This window comes from Methanocalculus sp. (assembly GCF_030651615.1).
Taxonomy (GTDB): Archaea; Halobacteriota; Methanomicrobia; order Methanomicrobiales; family Methanocorpusculaceae; genus Methanocalculus.
This window is the reverse complement of sequence record NZ_JAUSCG010000133.1, coordinates 1-16,825: the sequence shown is the minus strand read 5'-3', so window position 1 is coordinate 16,825 and position 16,825 is coordinate 1. Positions and strand designations below refer to the sequence as shown.

The 16,825-nt window shown below is 48.8% G+C and carries 21 protein-coding genes and 1 pseudogene; 12 read left to right on the top strand and 10 right to left on the bottom strand.

Annotated features, from left to right (window positions below; translation table 11 throughout):
* Nucleotides 1-199: pseudogene (locus tag Q7V06_RS05850) on the top strand (tungstate ABC transporter substrate-binding protein WtpA); the annotation flags it as partial.
* A gap of 194 nt (nucleotides 200-393) precedes the next feature.
* On the opposite strand, the gene Q7V06_RS05845 reads toward Q7V06_RS05850, so the two are convergent.
* The 3 genes from Q7V06_RS05845 to Q7V06_RS05835 form a co-directional block, all read right to left on the bottom strand.
* Nucleotides 394-906: a peroxiredoxin gene (locus Q7V06_RS05845; RefSeq protein WP_304839399.1), complete on the bottom strand. Its 513-nt coding sequence runs from the start codon at nucleotides 904-906 to the stop codon at nucleotides 394-396.
* 78 nt (nucleotides 907-984) lie between these two features.
* The gene (locus Q7V06_RS05840) at nucleotides 985-1,278 is read right to left on the bottom strand and encodes a hypothetical protein (RefSeq protein WP_304839397.1); all 294 of its coding nucleotides are present in this window, start codon (nucleotides 1,276-1,278) and stop codon (nucleotides 985-987) included.
* Between the two features lie 2 nt (nucleotides 1,279-1,280).
* Nucleotides 1,281-2,333 carry a hypothetical protein gene (locus tag Q7V06_RS05835; protein ID WP_304839394.1) on the bottom strand — a complete coding sequence of 351 codons (1,053 nt, stop codon included), beginning with the start codon at nucleotides 2,331-2,333 and terminating at the stop codon, nucleotides 1,281-1,283.
* Between the two features lie 182 nt (nucleotides 2,334-2,515).
* On the opposite strand from Q7V06_RS05835, the gene pth2 reads away from it, so the two are divergent.
* Both pth2 and truD read left to right on the top strand, forming a co-directional pair.
* Nucleotides 2,516-2,878 (top strand): peptidyl-tRNA hydrolase Pth2, encoded by a 363-nt coding sequence (pth2, locus tag Q7V06_RS05830; RefSeq protein ID WP_304839391.1) that lies wholly within the window; start codon nucleotides 2,516-2,518, stop codon nucleotides 2,876-2,878.
* Entirely contained in the window at nucleotides 2,875-4,140 is a 1,266-nt protein-coding gene (gene truD, locus Q7V06_RS05825) for a tRNA pseudouridine(13) synthase TruD (protein WP_304839389.1), read from the top strand. Before pth2 ends, truD begins: the two co-directional genes overlap by 4 nt.
* A 2-nt stretch (nucleotides 4,141-4,142) precedes the next feature.
* Here truD and sppA read toward each other — a convergent pair whose 3' ends face one another.
* Together sppA and Q7V06_RS05815 are read right to left on the bottom strand one after the other, a co-directional pair.
* On the bottom strand, nucleotides 4,143-4,934 hold the full coding sequence (sppA, locus tag Q7V06_RS05820) for a signal peptide peptidase SppA (protein WP_304839386.1): 792 nt from the start codon (nucleotides 4,932-4,934) through the stop codon (nucleotides 4,143-4,145).
* Entirely contained in the window at nucleotides 4,931-5,620 is a 690-nt protein-coding gene (locus tag Q7V06_RS05815) for a dihydrofolate reductase family protein (protein WP_304839384.1), read from the bottom strand. Before Q7V06_RS05815 ends, sppA begins: the two co-directional genes overlap by 4 nt.
* 88 nt (nucleotides 5,621-5,708) lie before the next feature.
* Here Q7V06_RS05815 and Q7V06_RS05810 point away from each other — a divergent pair, with 88 nt between their 5' ends.
* On the top strand, nucleotides 5,709-6,341 hold the full coding sequence (locus Q7V06_RS05810) for a CDP-alcohol phosphatidyltransferase family protein (protein WP_304839381.1): 633 nt from the start codon (nucleotides 5,709-5,711) through the stop codon (nucleotides 6,339-6,341).
* On the opposite strand, the gene artA is transcribed toward Q7V06_RS05810, so the two are convergent.
* Nucleotides 6,313-7,143, bottom strand: a complete 831-nt coding sequence (gene artA, locus Q7V06_RS05805; RefSeq protein ID WP_304839379.1) for an archaeosortase A — start codon at nucleotides 7,141-7,143, stop codon at nucleotides 6,313-6,315. The genes Q7V06_RS05810 and artA overlap by 29 nt on opposite strands.
* Before the next feature lie 102 nt (nucleotides 7,144-7,245).
* Between artA and Q7V06_RS05800 the strand changes: the two genes are divergently transcribed.
* The 4 genes from Q7V06_RS05800 to Q7V06_RS05785 all read left to right on the top strand — a co-directional run bounded on the left by Q7V06_RS05800 (nucleotide 7,246) and on the right by Q7V06_RS05785 (nucleotide 10,685).
* Nucleotides 7,246-7,560, top strand: coding sequence for a transcription factor S (locus Q7V06_RS05800; protein ID WP_304839376.1), 315 nt, complete (start codon nucleotides 7,246-7,248; stop codon nucleotides 7,558-7,560).
* A 133-nt stretch (nucleotides 7,561-7,693) separates the two neighbouring features.
* Nucleotides 7,694-9,580, top strand: coding sequence for an acetate--CoA ligase (gene acs / locus Q7V06_RS05795; RefSeq protein WP_304839374.1), 1,887 nt, complete (start codon nucleotides 7,694-7,696; stop codon nucleotides 9,578-9,580).
* 57 nt (nucleotides 9,581-9,637) lie between these two features.
* On the top strand, nucleotides 9,638-10,198 hold the full coding sequence (locus Q7V06_RS05790) for a TATA-box-binding protein (RefSeq protein ID WP_304839371.1): 561 nt from the start codon (nucleotides 9,638-9,640) through the stop codon (nucleotides 10,196-10,198).
* A 109-nt stretch (nucleotides 10,199-10,307) separates the two neighbouring features.
* Nucleotides 10,308-10,685, top strand: a complete 378-nt coding sequence (locus tag Q7V06_RS05785) for an ArsR family transcriptional regulator (protein WP_304839369.1) — start codon at nucleotides 10,308-10,310, stop codon at nucleotides 10,683-10,685.
* Here the strand turns inward: Q7V06_RS05785 and rpiA are convergent.
* Nucleotides 10,682-11,344, bottom strand: coding sequence for a ribose-5-phosphate isomerase RpiA (rpiA, locus tag Q7V06_RS05780; RefSeq protein WP_304839366.1), 663 nt, complete (start codon nucleotides 11,342-11,344; stop codon nucleotides 10,682-10,684). The genes Q7V06_RS05785 and rpiA overlap by 4 nt on opposite strands.
* Before the next feature lie 38 nt (nucleotides 11,345-11,382).
* The gene (gene surE / locus Q7V06_RS05775) at nucleotides 11,383-12,162 is read right to left on the bottom strand and encodes a 5'/3'-nucleotidase SurE (protein WP_304839363.1); all 780 of its coding nucleotides are present in this window, start codon (nucleotides 12,160-12,162) and stop codon (nucleotides 11,383-11,385) included.
* 79 nt (nucleotides 12,163-12,241) lie between these two features.
* Here surE and Q7V06_RS05770 point away from each other — a divergent pair, with 79 nt between their 5' ends.
* Nucleotides 12,242-13,126, top strand: a complete 885-nt coding sequence (locus tag Q7V06_RS05770; protein ID WP_304839361.1) for an ATP-grasp domain-containing protein — start codon at nucleotides 12,242-12,244, stop codon at nucleotides 13,124-13,126.
* On the top strand, nucleotides 13,123-14,031 hold the full coding sequence (locus Q7V06_RS05765) for a hydantoinase/oxoprolinase family protein (RefSeq protein ID WP_304839358.1): 909 nt from the start codon (nucleotides 13,123-13,125) through the stop codon (nucleotides 14,029-14,031). Before Q7V06_RS05770 ends, Q7V06_RS05765 begins: the two co-directional genes overlap by 4 nt.
* Before the next feature lie 23 nt (nucleotides 14,032-14,054).
* Here the strand turns inward: Q7V06_RS05765 and Q7V06_RS05760 are convergent, their stop codons facing one another.
* Nucleotides 14,055-14,693 (bottom strand): hypothetical protein, encoded by a 639-nt coding sequence (locus tag Q7V06_RS05760; protein ID WP_304839355.1) that lies wholly within the window; start codon nucleotides 14,691-14,693, stop codon nucleotides 14,055-14,057.
* A gap of 351 nt (nucleotides 14,694-15,044) precedes the next feature.
* On the opposite strand from Q7V06_RS05760, the gene Q7V06_RS05755 reads away from it, so the two are divergent.
* Together Q7V06_RS05755 and Q7V06_RS05750 are read left to right on the top strand one after the other, a co-directional pair.
* On the top strand, nucleotides 15,045-15,902 hold the full coding sequence (locus tag Q7V06_RS05755; protein WP_304839353.1) for a formate/nitrite transporter family protein: 858 nt from the start codon (nucleotides 15,045-15,047) through the stop codon (nucleotides 15,900-15,902).
* A 19-nt stretch (nucleotides 15,903-15,921) separates the two neighbouring features.
* Nucleotides 15,922-16,461 carry a nucleotide-binding protein gene (locus tag Q7V06_RS05750; protein WP_304839350.1) on the top strand — a complete coding sequence of 180 codons (540 nt, stop codon included), beginning with the start codon at nucleotides 15,922-15,924 and terminating at the stop codon, nucleotides 16,459-16,461.
* A gap of 4 nt (nucleotides 16,462-16,465) precedes the next feature.
* Here the strand turns inward: Q7V06_RS05750 and Q7V06_RS05745 are convergent.
* Nucleotides 16,466-16,825, bottom strand: a 360-nt coding sequence (locus Q7V06_RS05745) for an ATP-binding protein (RefSeq protein WP_370650813.1), incomplete at its 5' end; no start/stop codon positions are given.

Genomic DNA, 16,825 nt, shown 5'->3' with positions numbered 1-16,825 from the left:
CCAGTATAACAACGTACAGGTGAATCTGGGGTATCAGCGGTTCGAATCAGTTGGAAACCTCAGGACAGGGGAGCCGATCGTCTATGCTGCGACGATCCCAACAACAGCACAGGTGCCTGAAGAAGCCGCGCTATTTCTGGATTTTTTGATCGAAGCCATAGGTAACCGGCACTACGGCGGACCGCAACCGGTTGTATGACGGGCACTCACCTCTTTATCCTGCCCCAGAATTATGTGTAACCTTGTGGTCTTCAGACCCCGGTGGCACACCTCCTCCATTTGGTGGGAGGAGTTAACTGAGAATTGTAGCATTGAGGCTGATAAAAAAATCATTTTTTAGCCACGGGTTCCTTGGTATCACCGAGGAATGCTAAAATAAACAGATCAGATCAATCACTGCCGGGTCTGCGAGACAGCCTGCCCCTGACGACCTTCCCCCCGCAGCTCTTCGAGCCTGGCAAGCACCTCTTCCACATGCCCCTTCACCTTCACCTTTCGCCAGATTGCTGCTATCTTCCCATCCGGATCGATGATGAAGGTGCTCCGTTCAACCCCCATATACTCCCTGCCGTACATCTTCTTCTGAACCCAGACACCATACGCTTCAAGCACCAGATGCTCTGGATCTGAAAGGAGGGTGATTGTGAGCTGCTGCTTCTCAGAGACACGCCGGTGGCTTGCGATCGAGTCCGGGCTGATCCCAAATACCGGCGTATTATCACGGGCAAACATCTCCATCGCATCCGAAAATGTTCGTGCCTCGAGGGTGCATCCTGAGGAGTTATCTTTTGGATAGAAGTAAATGACAACAAAGACCCCCCTTTCCTCAGCGAGGCAGACCATATGTTCATCGATATCAGGGAGGCAGAAATCCGGTGCAGGCATTCCAATCGTAAGATCTGTCATAATAGAACCTCTCAGGTATGGGCAATAAACATATTTCTCACATCTGGAGAATAATTATGGTTCGTGCAACTGCCCCATTCAAACAATAAAGCCTTTTGAGCGAAGCATGTCACGGTATTCGTCTTCAGTCAAAGTACATGCAATATAGTTCTCAAGATCTGTTTTCTTGGTGAACATCATCTGTTTGTACATTTTAGAGAGGAGGCTGTCTGAAATATCTCCAGTACCTCCATGGCTAACCTTGGTATGGATGCTGTCAACAATCTTCCCCTCGTTATCTTTGAAACGATAAAAAATATGATCTCCTTTCCTTATTTGAAGATAACCTTTTTTTATGGTAACACGCTCAAAATCACGTTTTTTTATAGGCATCTCTATGCCCCTCCATATCTTTTATCAATAAGGCATTTTGCCTCATTGAAGTCAAGATGTTGGAGGAGTGTCTGTTTTATCTGGAGCGAACCTTCAGAGTGCATATCATCAGGATATTCGCTGAAACTAAGAATATGCCCCTCTATTTCTTCTTCAAGAGATTTAATAGCTTTTTTGTAATTATCTCCACACCCATAGAGAGCAAGATCGTTGTTGAAGAGGCACCATTGTTTGTCATTATTATCATAGGAGACAGTGAAGGTTATTGGTTTCAACAGGATGTATTGACCAATTTTATGAAGAGTTTCTAACGTTACTTGCTCTAGATTCTCTACTGAATCAATTCTATAATTTTTCTGTGTCTGTATCATATTACCAGTCACACGAACCCATTTTTTATAAAGATTTTTCACTTGGTCTTCAATTTCGGGTTTGAAATAACAGTTGATGTTCCGTCCGATTGTAGTATTTATGATAAAGTAAGAGAGATTGTCTCCACGGATCCCTATGATAACTCCCTGTATAGTGACAATTCCTGTACCTCCATATTTGAAGACGAGTTCTTCAAGATATTCTTTCTGATGTTTTGGAATAAAACTTCCATGATCCGGTTGTTCTACAGAGGTTTTCATTTCTATTATGGATCCGGACGAAGCGAAGGAAAGAAGGCTTTTCAGAAGACCAATGCGTGCAGATGGATCTTCTATCTCTATTTCGAGTTGTGATGGAAACAGATCCGGATTATCATTCAGAGTGTTCATAAGCCGCTCAAAACACTCGGTAATATCAATAAAAGTCTTCTCGCCGTCAAGATCAGTCCCATATGTTATTGGGAATAAAGGTACAATGACACTACCTTCTCTGATCTCTTTAAAGTAAAGGCGAAATTCGTCTTTTTTATAGGCTTTTCCTAATTTTGAAAAGCCAATATTATCTATTGCACGCTGCATGTTGGAAACTGCCTCAGCAAAAGCTACAGCTTCTATAGCGTTATCCTTTACAGTCGCTCCATCACGAACAATAATCCATGTCTTAGGTTTCTCTTGAGATGGCATTTCACTTCTTTTGATTACATACTATAATTGATATATGCCTTATGCCTTTTCTTTACTGAGAAAAAAAGAAATCATATAACCTAATATATATTATTGCCATCTTCCCTCCATCTCTCATTTTTCGATATAATTCTTGAACTTGGGTCATATATTTCACCCATCCAGCCCAATGTATACCCACGATGAGAGACCCTCCTGAGTTTGCATGGAAACAATGCCTGATTATCCGGGACGATGTGAAGATGAGTTGTGGGAAGAAATGCGCCCAGATTGCCCATGCCGCAATCGGTGCCTATGAGAAGGCAAGTGCAGCCTCTAAACGTTCGTGGCTTGATGAAGGCCAGAAGAAGGTTACACTGAAGGTGAGCGGTGAGCGGGCGCTCTTTGAGCTGAAAGTGATCGCAGAAGCCAATGGCATTCCTGCCTGTATCATTCAGGATGCCGGTCTTACCGAGATCCCACCCGGCACGGTGACGGCACTCGGCCTTGGCCCTGCAAAGTCCGAGCTCCTCGACCGCATCACCTCAGATCTGAAGCTCCTATGATGAAGAGCCCCTACCCCCTGGAACATGATCTCCAGATGCGTTACTATGGGGATTCCCACCCCGGCATCGGCGGAAGACTCAGGTCTGTCCCGGAAGATTTCATCGTCGAGGAGATTCCGCCCGGATTTACCGGGAGCGGCCCGTACCTGATCTGTAAAGTGACACGCCGCTCATGGGAGCACCAGCATGCCATCCAGGAGATAGCAAAAAGGCTTGGAATCAGCCGTAAACGGATCGGATGGGCCGGCACCAAAGATCGAAATGCCGTTGCAACTCACTATATCTCACTCTATAAGGTAGAGCCAGAAGATATCGCTCGCATCTCCCTCAGGGACATCAGTATCGAGGTGGTTGGTCATCATCAGTTTGGTCTCTCCCTTGGGGATCTCGCAGGGAACAGGTTCGTAATTCGGATCCGCGACTGTGACGAAGAGAACCTTACCTATGTCCCCGGGATCACAGAGACGGTCAAAAACGGCATTCCAAACTACTATGGCCTACAACGGTTCGGAGCTCAGAAACCGATCACCCACCGGGTCGGATCGTCCATTCTCCATGGCAACTACCGCGAGGCGGTCGAGATCTACATCGGAGATGCCTTCCCAAATGAAGCAGATGAAGTGAAAGCGGCACGAACGGCATATATCGAAACAGGTGACGCACGCGAAGCACTCCATGCCCTCCCTGTACGGCTGGGATTCGAACGTGCAATGCTCGATCACCTCTCCAAGAATGAAGGGGATTATGCAGGAGCACTCAAATCCCTCCCTCCAAAACTCCTTACTATGTTCGTCTCGGCATGGCAGTCCTACCTCTTCAATGCCGCACTCTCCGATCGGTTTGATCGTGGAGTTCCACTTGATGAACCGGAGGCAGGTGACACTCTCATCTTTACCAATGGTAGAACCGACCGCGCAACAGAGAGGAACCTCCCGACAGCACGTCAGCACATCAAACGAGGGAGGTGTATGATCGCAGCATTCATCCCAGGAAGCTCACCGATCCAGAACCCGGGTCCGATGGAGGAGTATATGATCCGGATATCTGAGGAAGCCGGAATCAATGCAGATGCATACCGTGCCGCCTCCCGATATGTGGAGACCGCCTTTGACGGTGCGACCCGTTCGATCGTCCTGAAGACAGAGATCCAATCCGGGGTAGAAGAGTCTGCGGTCGTCCTTCATTTCACCCTCCCACCGGGCCACTACGCGACATCAGTCTGTCGGGAGTTCATGAAGGGTGATCCGATCACCCTTGTCTGAGATCAACGCGCGCGTGCGATCACCCTGGCACCTGCAATGGCATCCTGCAGGTTGCCTAACTCGTCAACGAGTCCGAGGGTAAGGGCATCCTCACCCCGGATTAACCGGGCATCATCGATAGATTCTCTGGTGATATTCCTCTGGCTGCTGATATCCTCAATGAACCGGTTGAGGCTTGCGTCAACAAGCCCCTGTGCTAAATCCACCTCATCCTGAGAGAGGTTTCGGTACGAATGGGTCATGTCCTTCATCTCCCCGGATTTTACCACTTCCACCCCGATACCTTCCCTGTCGAACTGCTCACTTCTATCAAAGAAGACCCATATGACTCCAATACCTCCGGTGAATGTATCAGGACTCGAATAGATCCGATCGGCATACGCTGAGACATAGTACGCTGCAGAGGTGGCAATAGAACCCATTGAGACAACAACCGGCTTCTTCTCTCTGGCATAGAGGATATCACGGATGATCTCCTGAGCCGCAGTCGGGGTGCCGCCACCCGAGTCTATCCGGAGAACAATTGCCCTTATCAAAGGATCGTCTGCCGCGCGGCGAATCTGACCCCCTACATACTCGCTTCCGACATACCCACCGGATTGAGCAAGTCCTGAAACCATCGTCCCTTCAATCCGGACAACCGCAATATCGATGTCTCCTGCAAGGGGCTTTGTGAGACTAAGGACGCCGATGACAGCAAAACCTGCAAGTATGAGAAGGAGAAGTATTATTGCGCCTTTTTTAATAAGTCGCCGTCTCTTCGCCTTTATGATCTGAAGTTCGATATAATTCATAATGATGTGGGATAGAGTACGTCATACTCGGTAACGAGGTTTGTGCCACAGAGATAGTGTGATTTCAGATCAAGCCGGATCATCTCATCCTCACTCTCGATATGCATACCCCCAACCAAAGACGGTGTATCGTCACCCCCAACGATGAAAGGCAGGTGAATAAGCCGGATTTCATCAACAAGACGGTGATGGAGCATATGCCAGTTCAGAGTCGGGCCACCCTCAATCATCATCCGTTTAACTCCGTATTTCTCATAGAGGATGTTGAGGAGAAGGGGGAGATCGACACGATCTGATCCACAGACTACCACATCCGCACCAGTACCACGGATCGCCTCAATCCGATCGGGAGTAGCAGCCTCAGAGACCGCAATAACGGTCTCTGCATCAGGTTTGAAGATATTTGATGAGAGCGGGATATCCCCTCTGCTGTTTGGGATAACACGAATCGGGCTCTTTCCAGGAACCTGCCGCACAGTCAGATATGAGTTGTCAATCCTGATTGTCTTTGACCCGACCATGATGGCATCACACTCAGCCCTCGTCGTATGCAGGAGGAGTTCAGTCTCATGAGCCATGTATTTCATCAGGATCTTACTTGATGCATCCTTTTTGAGCGTCAGTTTCCCGTCCGCTGTGATCTCAGACATCATCAGTACATGGGGTCTATTTGGATGCTGCGTCATAATGATCCTCTCGATTGATATATCTCTTTGAATACCTTAACAATATAGGTTCAATCTGATGATCTGATCCCTGCGTTCTGAGGAAATCATGAACATAACCGCACTTCGACCACACTGTATCCGGTATCTTGAACCGCTCGCAAATCTCTGTGTACGGTTAGGTATTTCTCCAAACCAGATCACCATCATCTCGCTCATCTTCGGAATAGGATGTGCTGTTGCCTTCACATACAGGTTATTTCTGATCGGATCGCTCCTCCTGTTCATCTCAGCAATACTCGATCTCATCGATGGCAGTGTTGCGCGCAAAACCGATCATAGTAGCAACTTCGGCGCGGTACTTGACTGGATCATCGACAAATATGTCGATATGCTGGCGATCCTCGGTGTCGGGCTCTCAGGAATTGCAATCATCTCTCAGATAACCCCCCTCCCCCCTCTTGCGGACTTCGGGGTCGTTGCACTTGCAATCATCGGATCGATGATGAATACCTTCATAAAACCTGTTGTCTATGCAGAAGTAGGATACTCAGACAGAGTCTGCGGCAAAATTGACGATCCCCTGGAAGGTGTAGGATTTTTTGGAAGGCCTGAGACCCTCCTTGTGCTGATCCTCGGAGGTGTGATCGGATACATATGGGTGTCCATCATCATCATTGCAATCTGCACGAATCTCTCTGCTATTCAGCGGATCATCTACCTTTCACAAAGACTTGCCTGAGATCGTCGATATACTGGGTAACCAGCTTCTCTGCAAGCACTCCAAGGTCAGGGATAAGACGGAAGAGTACGTATGCAATTCCGATGAGAAGACCAAGTGCTAATAGTTCGGATACAACGTTATGCGACCAGAAGAAGCTGGCATACCCATAATTGCCATTTCCAACAAGATCGCTGAACCAGGGATACCACTGGCCGGTATATGCCATAAAAACATAGGCATTTCTTAAGATATTGAGGATATAGATAACCGGAGCGATCAGAAGGAATGCTAGCACTTTCTGCCGGAGCGTCGTTGGAACCATATAGGCGACCGCAAGCATAATCGCAATACTCTGGATTCCAGTGCATCCGAGGATAATTTCGACACGGAATCCCATATCATTCCCCGGAACCACACCTGCCATGATGAGATTCCAGTCAAGTTGTGTTACAGGATAGTTCAGAATCGTCAGCACCCAGATGATCTGACCCACAACAACAGAGATCAGCCAGTTGCCAAGAGGCTCAATGAATCCAAAGGGGGCATAGATGAGGAAAGAGACAGCCGCCGCTTTTGTGAGGCAGCCGACTGCGGTGTCTTCTGCAATCAGGCGCCTTGCCGTGAGGTACACAAATGGCACCGAGAGGATACCAATGAGTGGATAGAGGAAGTTATTGATCGCCAGATACCCCGGAATTCCGATGAGGAGGAGGAGCGATATTGAAGCCCATCCGACGATACCGGCATAATAGCGGTATCTGTTTGGAATAAGATAGAGGAGAAAACCGATACAGGATAGAAGAATCAGGTATTCACTCATTATGTAATTATTGGTTGTGCAATTAGAAAAAACCAGAGGAAGCAGTCATTTTTTTGGTCTCAAAGGCGGAGTCTTTAAAGTTTTCATGCATATAGTACAATCATGCGTTTCTGCCCTGAATGTAAGAGCCTCATGATTGCACGGTCCGGCCGGATGCATTGTCGACGGTGTGAGTATTCTGAAGAGATCACCGATTCAGCGTCACTTATGGTGACAACAATCCGAACTGAGAAAGAGATTGTTATCGTGGAGGAAGAAGACAAGATGGCAACACTCCCGACCTGCCCGGTGAAATGCCCAAAATGTGGGCATAATCTTGCCTTCTGGTGGCTTAGACAGCTTCGATCTGCCGATGAGAGCGAAGTAAGATTCTTCAGGTGTCTCTCCTGCGATCACACCTGGCGTGAATACGACTAAATGATACAAGGGGCGTTATTGACCCCTCCTTTTTTAATGATTCATGGAAACGACATTACCATGTTTTTATATCATGCAGGAGAACGGGATCTATAGTTCTACACAATTAATCATGTTAATTCGGAGGTTATGAATGTCGGAGAAACAGGTGACACTCAGCAAAAAGACATACCTGCCTGATCCCCACTACAGGAAAGAGGCGTGGTGTAAAGATGCGGAACATGCATACCAGGGATATCTTACAGATCCCGACGGATTCTGGGCGCGGATAAGCCATGAACTCGAATGGTTCGAACCATGGCAGAAGGTGAAAGAGTGGAAACATCCGTTTGCCCGCTGGTTCATCAATGGCAAATGCAATATCAGTTATAATTGTCTTGACCGCCATAGTGCAGGCTCCCGCAGAAATAAAGTCGCCCTCTTCTGGCAGGGGGATGACGGCACTACACGATCCTATACGTACTGGCAGCTCCTCCGTGAAGTGGAGCGTTTTGCAAACGGCTTAAAAAGTCTCGGTGTAGCAAAAGGGGATTGTGTCTGCATCTACATGCCCAACGTCCCCGAGCAGGTGATCGCAATGCTCGCCTGCGCACGGATCGGAGCTGTTCACTCGGTCGTATTTGCCGGATTCGGATCAGATGCCCTTCATGCCAGGATAACCGGAGCCGGTGCCAAAGTCGTTATCACCGCAGATGCAAGCATCAGGCGAGGAAAGACTATTCCCCTTAAACCGATCCTTGAAGAAGCACTGATCGATGCAACTACAGTCAATTATATCGTCGTCCTGAGAACCCAGAATCCAAAAGTCAGCCTTCTGCCAGAGTTTGAGATGGACTTCTACGAGTTGATGGATTCTGTCGGGAAGAAGTGTCCTCCTGAGAATATGGATTCTGAAGATCCACTCTTCATCCTCTACACATCAGGGACGACCGGTCAGCCAAAAGGGATCATCCATACAACCGGCGGATATATGGTCGGGACATACTACACCTGTAAATATGTCCTTGATATCAAAGACTCTGACGTCTATTGGTGTACGGCTGATCCCGGTTGGATCACAGGCCATTCCTATATCGTATACGGCCCTCTTCTGATGGGTGCAACCATCTTCATCACGGAAGGTACACCCGATTACCCGGATCCAGGGGTCTGGTGGAGCTATATCGAGAAGTTCGGCATTTCTATCATGTATACCGCTCCAACAGCCATCAGGATGTTCATGCGATATGGAAATGAATATCCTGATAAATACAACCTCGAAAGCCTCCGCCTTCTCGGTTCTGTTGGCGAGCCGTTAAATCCCGAAGCATTCGAATGGTTCTACCACACCATTGGAAAAGGAAAACTCCCGGTGGTTGATACATGGTGGCAGACCGAGACCGGCATGCATATGATTACGACGATGATCGGAGAGCCGATGAAGCCCGGATTTGCCGGAAAACCGATCCCCGGAGTTCTCGTTGATATCGTAGATAAAGCGGGGAACCCGGTACCTCCGGGAATCTCCGGTCAGTTGATCATCAAAGAACCCTGGCCTTCGATGATGCGGATGGTAAATCAGAACGAGGAGAGGTACCGGACCTACTGGAGTGGACCGGAGAATAGTTTCGGTGCAAGCGATCTCGCTGTCCGGGATGAAGACGGTTACATAATGATCCTCGGAAGATCTGATGATCTGATCATCGTATCCGGGCACAACATCGGAACTGCGGAGGTCGAGAGCGCCCTTGTATCACATAAAGCCGTCGCTGAAGCTGCTGTAGTCGGCATTCCTGATGAGATGAAGGGTAATCGCATTCTTGCATTCGTATTGCTCAGGGAAGGGCAAATAGAGACCCCAAAATTAAAACAGGACCTCATCTACCATGTGAGGATCACTTTAGGACCTATTGCGATCCCCTCTGAGATAAGAGTGGTCGATTCCCTCCCTAAAACCAGAAGTGGTAAGATCATGAGAAGAGTGCTTCGTGCAGTGGAGCTCGGAGAGGATCCAGGAGATCTCTCAACCATTGAAGAGTGAGGGGATCTCCCCTCCTCTCCGGAAGTATTTATATACTGCATAGTGTTAGTTATAAACATGACATTCAATCCCGAGGACTCTCTCAAGATTGAAAATATCGTTGCATCGGCTAAAGTTACCGATTCTCTTGATCTCCCATCGCTTGCTGCTGAGATAAAAGGAGCCGAATATAATAAAAAACGGTTCCCCGGCGTGGTCCTCAGAATGCAGGACCCAAAGATCGCTGCTCTTGTCTTTGGATCAGGAAAAGTGGTGCTGACTGGTGCAAAGAGTATTGAGAGCCTGAATCGAGGGCTTGAGATCCTTGGAGGGCTCCTTCGGGACCTCAAGATCGATATCCCGGACAATCTTACGTATAAAATCCAGAACATCGTCACGTCTGCAGATCTTGGAGTTCCGATCAATCTGAATAAGATTGCAGTCGGGTTCAATCTGGATCGTATCGAGTATGAACCAGAACAGTTTCCAGGCCTTGTTTACAGACTTGAAGAGCCGAAAGTGGTGGTATTACTCTTTGGGTCAGGTAAGTTGATCATTACCGGCGGCAAACAGCCAGAAGATGCCAGAGGAGCAGTACGGAAAATCTTATCCGATCTATCAAATCTTGGAATGATTTGACTCAATTATACACCTTTTTTTCCTTTATTATCTTGATCTACATAAGATGAATGAATCGAAGATTTTTTATAATACATGATATAAATAATAGTATAATAGGAGTTATATTATGGAATCAGGAGTGTTCGGAACGCTTACACCCAAACAGGATGAAATCGTCAATCTACTTACCGGAATCGGGATGAAGCGAAATGTTGCTAAAGTTCTCGTTTTCCTCTCTGAACTGCCTGAGGCAAGCTCACGTGAGATTGAGCGGGGCACCGATCTTCGACAGCCGGAAGTTAGCATTGCGATGCGTGAGTTAAAAGAGCGGGAATGGGTTACCTGCCGTGAGAGTAAGACAGAAAATAAGGGAAGACCGGTTAAGATCTATTCGATAGCCCTTGATTTAAACGAGATTACCAATGTTCTCGAAGAGAAGAAAAGGCAGGAAGCTGATACTCAGATATCGATGATCAATCGGATGCGCGAGTGCATCGAATCCTAACTCTTTTTTGCCCCGACTATTACCATTGTCTTCCCGGTATACCGTGTGAAAAGACCGGATTCTACAACACCCGGTACATTTGCAATATTCTGTTCGAGTTCTTCAGGAGATCTGATCTCGCCGAAGGTGCAGTCGAGGATGAAGTTGCCATTATCTGATATGACGGGTCCGTCTTTTCCGGATCCGTTCCGGATTAAAGCAGATCCGCCAAGATCATTAATCCGCTTTATGACAGGCATGCAGGCAAACGGAAGAACTTCAATCGGTACCGGACCGTCCAGGATTGAGACGCATTTGGAGTCATCAACGACCACTATAAAGGTTTCTGCTGCATCTGCAACACACTTCTCCCTGAGATGTGCAGCACCCCTTCCTTTTATCATCCTCTTTGCCGGGTCGATCTGATCCGCACCATCGATCGCAAGATCAAGTTTCGGATGCGCATCAAGAGATGTAAGCATAATACCCATCTCTACAGCACGATACGCCGCCTGGTATGAGGTCGGCACACCAGCGACAGCGAGCTTCTCTTCGCGGATTCGCTCACTGATCCGCTCCATCGCATACAGAACCGTTGATCCGGTACCGATGCCGATGATCATGCCATCACGGACCTGGTCAGCGGCCCTGTAACCCGCCTCCTGTTTGGCTTTATCCATACGATCAGATATGATGAAGAGGGGTATCTATCTTGTTATCAGGAGAACTGCCGCCGTACTGCATCAAATGCAGCAGGAGCGGTACAATCCAGGGTAACCGGTGTCAGAGATATCCGACCCTGCCGGATCGCATGCACATCTGTTCCCTCTTCGGCATCTTCGATGAGCGGGCCGTCAATCCAGTAATATGGCCTTCCACGCGGATCAAACCGCTCTTCGACGCCGGTATGGAAGAGTTTTTCTGCAAGACGGGTCACCTCGTATCCACCCCTGATCTCGGAGGGGATGTTGACATTTAAGACATGAGCGTTTTCCGGAAATCCTTTTTCAAAGATACGGGTACAGACATCGGTGACGACATGACGAATCGCCTCATCATCCATCATATTCGACCTTGAATCATCAAACTTCATGCCCTGGTCATTGACCTGAAGAGAGAAAGCAACAGCAGGAGTCCCCTGGTTAGCCGCCTCTAATGCTGCTCCAACAGTTCCGGAGGTCATGATAGACTCAAAACTGAGGTTCTCCCCGAAATTAATTCCTGAAACAACGAGATCAGGTTTTAACCGGAGCGCATACAAACCGATGATCACCGCATCGGTCGGCTTCCCATCAACTGCGTATGCAGGAGAGCCATTGATATTCACCTTATGGAGCCGGATGGGCTCAAAGATAGATATTGACCTACCCACCGCGCTCTGCTGGGTGGATGGGGCTACCACAGTCACATCGGCAATCTCAGATAAGGCCGCATATGCCGCCCAGAGCCCTCCCGATGAGACACCATCGTCATTTGTCAGCAGGACAGTCGGTTTCATATGTATGGGTCATCCTCATGGAGAGAAAAACTCTCGTATCGGCAAAGCCTCATCTGAGTTTGGAACCAACCATTTCTGTATGAAGGTACTCCTCGCAGAGTATACGGTTCTGCATGATCCAACACTCGCCCCTGAAGGAGAGGCGATGCTCAGGACGCTTAAGGGCAGTTTTGAAAGATTAGGTTTTGAAGTTGTCTCTCCAGAGAAGGGAGACTTTAAAAGCGAGATCGAACGTATCGCGCCCGATTGCAAATATGGGCTTATCATTGCACCAGATGAACTTCTCGCCGGGTTCACCAGGGCGATGGAGGGAGTAACACATAACATTGGAACAGACAGCACGAATGCAGCTCTCTGTGCCAACAAGCGTCTCACAGGACGAATCCTTGCAGAACATGGGATCGATGTCCCAACGGAGGTGACGGACGGAATGAGGGTGATTAAGCCGATCCGGGGATCAGGTTCGATCAAGGTCCGTATTAATGATGAAGAGCCTGCCGAGGGTGAATTTGGACAGGAGTTTGTCGAAGGAGAAGCCTTGTCCGTATCTGTCATCGGCTCACGGGTCATCGGGGATGTCTGTGAATTCTATAGTGGGGCACCACCATGTGTCCTCGCAATCAACCGTCAGAAGATAGAGGTTGTTGATGGGAAGATCATCTATCAGGGTGGAGAGACTCCAATCGATCACCCACGGGCAGATGAGATAAAGGAGATCGCAGCTAAGGTGGTGAATATTCTTGGATGTCAGGGATATATCGGGATTGATCTGATCGTCGGAGCCCGTATCGTTGTCGTTGATGTGAATCCCAGAATCACTACAAGCGCAATCGGCATCGCCGCAGTGATGGAGGAGGAGATTTCGGACCTCCTGATCAAGGCATCTGAAGGGATCGAATTATCTCCGGTCAATCTGGTCGGATCAGCCTCTTTTGACACTCACGGGGGTCTCATCAGGCGATGATCGGGATAGATATCGGCGGGGCAAACACGAAGATTGTAACAGAAGATGAGGTGATCATCCGGTACTGCCCCCTTTGGAGAGGTGCCCCGCTTGGTGAGATCCTCTCCGGGTTCGACGGTGAAGCGGCGGTTGTGATGAGCGGAGAGCTTGCCGACTGTTTCCATACCAAAGGAGAGGGGATTTCTTTCCTCGTTAATGAAGTTAAGAAGATCATCCCGGATGCACGGTTTTATGGAACGGATGGCCTGTTCCATACCGATCCGGTGCCTCAACTCGCTGCTGCAAACTGGCTTGCATCTGCTGATCTCCTCAGAGACAGGTATCCAGGCTCCGTACTCGTCGATCTCGGGAGCACCACTGCCGATATCATCCCACTAACACCATTCTCCGACCTCCTGAACCAGACCGATCTCTCCCGCCTCAGAAGGGGCTATCTCATCTATTGTGGGATGCTCAGAACACCGGTTGCATCCCTTCTCCGATCGGTCCGTATCGATGGTATCGATACACCCCTGTCAACTGAGTACTTTGCTTCGGCAGGTGATGCACATCTCGTCCTCGGCCACATCACCCCTGAAGAGTACACAGTACCGACACCGGATGGAAAGGAGGCAACGACTGCTCTGAGCCTTTCCCGTCTTGCCCGGTCGGTCTGTGCCGATCTGGACGAAGTCGGACACACCGGAGCCATTGCAATTGCCGAGGCGTTCTGGGATGCTGAGCGGACCCTCATTAAAGAATCACTTGATAGGATCGGTTCAGGAGAAGTGTTGGCCGCAGGAATTGGATCAGGACTTATTCGCAGGAACTTCGGAGGCATTGACCTTCAGAAGGAGCTTGGCCGTTATGCTGATGCACTTCCGGCATATGCAGTGAGGGAGGTGGCGATACGGGACGGTATCTGATCCCGGCGCTCCTCCTTACAGGATCAGTTCTGATCACTGCTCTCTCGTTTATTCTGGGATACCCACTCTTTTTTCTGCTCATCTTCATCCCCTTCTTCTTCAGAAGCCGTCCTGTGAAGATATGTCCGGTCTGCGGGTGGGAGGCCAAGGGCAGCGAGGAGTTCTGCCCCTTCGATGGAACGCCCCTCTGCAGCGAGTCCTGAAAGTGCAATGATCCGATTTGGAACAGGAATGCCGTACATGTCGGTGGAGTCAATCGATCTGATATGCGCATAATTACGGACAGTACCCCGGTCAAGGACTAATCCAAGCCCGAATAGTATTCTTGCCGTATGGTGGTACGGGTGTCTGACTGCAATCGCAGCTGCAAGATCCACAACAGGTATACCATGACGGGTACCGGGATAGAACGGTTCATCAGCATACCAGAGTCTGCCGCAGTCCAGGCACCGATAGCGTACAACACCGACATAGACCGACTGACGCTCATCATCCCGGACAAGGGTGGCAAACCGCTTTTTTTTAAGATCGTGCCTCCTGAGAAGAGCTCCACAGATCCTGCAGTGAGGAGTGATCTGAGAGAATGTTACTCCGTCAAAGAGGGAGATTGATGAAATTATCATATCGGAGAGGAACGGGGGTATCAGCAGGCGTCTTGGCAATGGATCTTCACCTCTGTATCATGGCGCAGGGGGGGATTGAACATATCGTCGATATAGGGGGTAATCTGCGCGCAAGCCGGGAGGAATGAGCTCTCTGGCGGCACACTATTTAAATGGATGATGATTTCTGAGTCTCTTATCAATGATATCGTTAACTTTTTTAATATGTTTAAAACATGCATATAAACTCCACCCAACCCCCTTCCATCAATCTCATGAAATAAAACCCCTACCAGAAACTATTTAGAAATCTATTAATATTTCCTTTTAAAATCATCTTCTGTGCCTATTCCAAAGTGAAGATGACTTTGGGTGAATAGGTGGGACATTACAAAAGAGGTGTGTAGAAAAATGGTATTTCATCCTCCAGTGCAGATCGTTGCCAAGGCGGGAGATGCAGGCAAGTATAAGGTAGGCCTGCCCGCCTGGAACATGATTATGCGTGGATTCATGTCCGGCGCATATATCGCTATGGGAGCTGGCCTTGCCACAGTTTGTGGTACAGGTGTTGCAGATTTCCTTGGACCAGGTTTCGCCGCGATGGTTCGCGGTGCTGTCTTCCCTGTCGGACTTATTATCACCATCCTAACTGGTGCCGAACTGTTTACCGGCGACGCAATGCTCGCCCCAATGGCTGCTTTTATCCATAAGATCAGCTGGATGCAGGTCCTGAATCTCTGGGTCTGGGTCTATGTTGGAAACTTCATTGGATCAGTTGTCTATGCATATATTATGGCATACGGCCCTCTCTCCCAATGGGATGCAGCAGGCGCAGTCACCGTCAATGCCTTTGGTATGACAGCGTTAGGTATAGCTAAAGGGAAGATCTCCTATTACGGCGGCGCCGCGATGTGGTCTCTCTTCCTGAAAGCCGTCGGCTGTAACTGGCTCGTTAATCTCGCTGTGCTCCTTGGTATCTGCGCAGATGATGCGGTCGGCAAGTTCTTCGGTATCTGGTTCCCGATCATGGCCTTCGTTGCCAGCGGGCTTGAACACAGTATCGCAAATATGTACTTCATCCCGGCAGGGATATTCGTGAACGGGTTCTTAGGACCAGGACACGCATCATATGTCGCTGAACTGAGCTGGGTGACGATGTTTACACAGAACGTCATACTTGTCACCATCGGCAACGTCGTCGGCGGTTTACTCTTCGTCGGTATCATCTACTGGGTAGCGTTCCGCAAAGAGATCGCTGCACTGAAATAAGTAGTGGAAGCGTTATCACATGAAGATTGGAAACATTAAGGTGAGGTTAACGATCGTCCATCTGGGCGTCTTTCTCTTCTTCACCGGTGTTCTCATCTTCTCAATTCTTTCTACAGGGGACTATTCGATGCTTATCTGGGGAGTCCCAACAGTGATTCTCATTCTGACAATACCTCTCGCCATGAACTACATGAGTCAGAGTCAGTACAGGGACTTACGGCCGATGTATGAGGCAGAAGCAAAGACGGTTCGGGCAAACCAGATTAATGAAGGGATGATGGGAAAGCCGGTCCGCTTCGAAGGTGTCATTGAACGAGTCCATTTCAAATTCTTGAACAGACCTCAGTACCTCATCGCCGATCGATCGGGAGAGGTGGCAGTGAAGATGTTTACATCCCCTGAAGAAGATGTTGAGAAGGGGGATATTGTCGAGGTTCTTGGGTCAATCATGCGCCGGTACATCGTCACCGGAGATCCGATCATCAACTGTGTCTCTATTCGAAAGAAGATCAAAGAGACTCCGGCAGAACCCGAGAAGAGAGAAAAAAAGAAGAAATAATTCTCTAAAAACTCTTATCCAAACCTTTTCTCATCAGATCCTGCTTCTTCATCGAGTTTTTTTTGATATACTGATCAAATGCATGAATCCGGCAGCTGATCGGGAACGGAACGGAGAGGGTGCTGATCACCGCTTCTCCTCGTTCCAGTGTCTGTATCTCGCCATCAAGGGGGGTGAGATCCTGTTTTGCACTGGATGCAATCATCGCACGATCTGTTCGGTCTGAGAGGCCGAGGACGACGTATGTGTTTATCTGGGCGAGGATCCTCGGATCGATATTCTTCGGCTGCTGGGTGATCACACAGAGACCTATCCCAAACTTCCGCCCTTCCATTGCACATTCACGGAAGACCGCCGTCCCCCT

What these genes read in the sequence shown, in the direction of transcription:
- Q7V06_RS05815 (WP_304839384.1), bottom strand. Translation starts at nt 5,620, where the DNA reads ATGACGCAGCATCCAAATAGACCCCATGTACTGATGATGTCTGAGATC.
- Q7V06_RS05785 (WP_304839369.1), top strand. Translation starts at nt 10,308, where the DNA reads ATGGAATCAGGAGTGTTCGGAACGCTTACACCCAAACAGGATGAAATC.
- surE (WP_304839363.1), bottom strand. Translation starts at nt 12,162, where the DNA reads ATGAAACCGACTGTCCTGCTGACAAATGACGATGGTGTCTCATCGGGA.
- rpiA (WP_304839366.1), bottom strand. Translation starts at nt 11,344, where the DNA reads ATGGATAAAGCCAAACAGGAGGCGGGTTACAGGGCCGCTGACCAGGTC.
- sppA (WP_304839386.1), bottom strand. Translation starts at nt 4,934, where the DNA reads ATGAATTATATCGAACTTCAGATCATAAAGGCGAAGAGACGGCGACTT.
- Q7V06_RS05790 (WP_304839371.1), top strand. Translation starts at nt 9,638, where the DNA reads ATGACATTCAATCCCGAGGACTCTCTCAAGATTGAAAATATCGTTGCA.
- Q7V06_RS05845 (WP_304839399.1), bottom strand. Translation starts at nt 906, where the DNA reads ATGACAGATCTTACGATTGGAATGCCTGCACCGGATTTCTGCCTCCCT.
- pth2 (WP_304839391.1), top strand. Translation starts at nt 2,516, where the DNA reads ATGAGAGACCCTCCTGAGTTTGCATGGAAACAATGCCTGATTATCCGG.
- artA (WP_304839379.1), bottom strand. Translation starts at nt 7,143, where the DNA reads ATGAGTGAATACCTGATTCTTCTATCCTGTATCGGTTTTCTCCTCTAT.
- Q7V06_RS05810 (WP_304839381.1), top strand. Translation starts at nt 5,709, where the DNA reads ATGAACATAACCGCACTTCGACCACACTGTATCCGGTATCTTGAACCG.
- Q7V06_RS05840 (WP_304839397.1), bottom strand. Translation starts at nt 1,278, where the DNA reads ATGCCTATAAAAAAACGTGATTTTGAGCGTGTTACCATAAAAAAAGGT.
- Q7V06_RS05770 (WP_304839361.1), top strand. Translation starts at nt 12,242, where the DNA reads ATGAAGGTACTCCTCGCAGAGTATACGGTTCTGCATGATCCAACACTC.
- Q7V06_RS05750 (WP_304839350.1), top strand. Translation starts at nt 15,922, where the DNA reads ATGAAGATTGGAAACATTAAGGTGAGGTTAACGATCGTCCATCTGGGC.
- Q7V06_RS05755 (WP_304839353.1), top strand. Translation starts at nt 15,045, where the DNA reads ATGGTATTTCATCCTCCAGTGCAGATCGTTGCCAAGGCGGGAGATGCA.
- Q7V06_RS05765 (WP_304839358.1), top strand. Translation starts at nt 13,123, where the DNA reads ATGATCGGGATAGATATCGGCGGGGCAAACACGAAGATTGTAACAGAA.
- acs (WP_304839374.1), top strand. Translation starts at nt 7,694, where the DNA reads ATGTCGGAGAAACAGGTGACACTCAGCAAAAAGACATACCTGCCTGAT.
- truD (WP_304839389.1), top strand. Translation starts at nt 2,875, where the DNA reads ATGATGAAGAGCCCCTACCCCCTGGAACATGATCTCCAGATGCGTTAC.
- Q7V06_RS05800 (WP_304839376.1), top strand. Translation starts at nt 7,246, where the DNA reads ATGCGTTTCTGCCCTGAATGTAAGAGCCTCATGATTGCACGGTCCGGC.
- Q7V06_RS05835 (WP_304839394.1), bottom strand. Translation starts at nt 2,333, where the DNA reads ATGCCATCTCAAGAGAAACCTAAGACATGGATTATTGTTCGTGATGGA.